At 38.1% G+C, this 822-nt stretch carries 1 protein-coding gene; it reads left to right on the top strand.

What is annotated here, in order from left to right; genetic code table 11:
- Positions 1-822 (top strand): methyl-accepting chemotaxis protein (locus N0B29_RS12980; protein WP_263834144.1); only part of this gene is annotated, 822 nt, incomplete at its 5' end.

The following is an 822-nucleotide window of genomic DNA, read 5'->3' as shown; positions in this document are numbered from 1 at the left end:
ATTAGTAATGAAAATGCTTCCATTTCTGAGGAGCTCTCACGTACCGCATCAGAAGTGGTTAGAAATGTGGATACAGAATCTAAAATAGTAGAAAATACCAAAGAAGAAGGAATTGCTTTAGTTAAAAGTATTGAAAGCTCTGTTACAAAGGCTAAAGATTCACAAAAAGCACTGAGTGCTACCCAAAAAGATATTAGTGATGTGAAAACAAAAGTTGAACACCTTGAACACACCATGCAAGCAACCGCTGCAAAAGAGCAAGGTTTAGCAGAAAGACTTAATACCGTTAGTCATAATGCCAATGAAGTCAAAGAAGTTCTTAGTATTATCCGTGATATTGCCGATCAAACCAACCTTCTAGCACTTAATGCTGCCATTGAAGCAGCAAGGGCTGGGGAGCATGGACGTGGGTTTGCTGTTGTTGCCGATGAAGTGCGTAAACTGGCTGAACGAACACAAAAGAGCTTAGTCGAGATTGATGCAACCATCAATGTAGTTGTTCAATCCATTATGGATGCTAATACCGATATTACTACAAATGCTGGAGAAGTTAATGCCCTTGCATCTATCTCAATAGAACTGCAAGATGGTATGAACAATGTTGCCAACATTATTCATAAAACCATTGATGAGTCTCACCATACCGTGAATGACTTTATTGATACCGCATCTAAAATCAAAAAGATCGTCGATGAAATTGAGAAGATCAATGTGATCTCTAAAGAGAATGTTGGAAGTATCGACAATGTCTCTCAAGCATCAGAACATTTACATGTAATGACTGAAAATCTCAACAATGAGCTTGGGAAGTTTAAGTCGTAA

The sequence above is a fragment of the Sulfurospirillum oryzae genome, from assembly GCF_025770725.1.
Classification (GTDB): Bacteria; Campylobacterota; Campylobacteria; order Campylobacterales; family Sulfurospirillaceae; genus Sulfurospirillum; species Sulfurospirillum oryzae.
The sequence above is the reverse complement of the archived record's forward strand: the minus strand, read 5'-3'. Positions and strand labels throughout refer to the sequence as shown.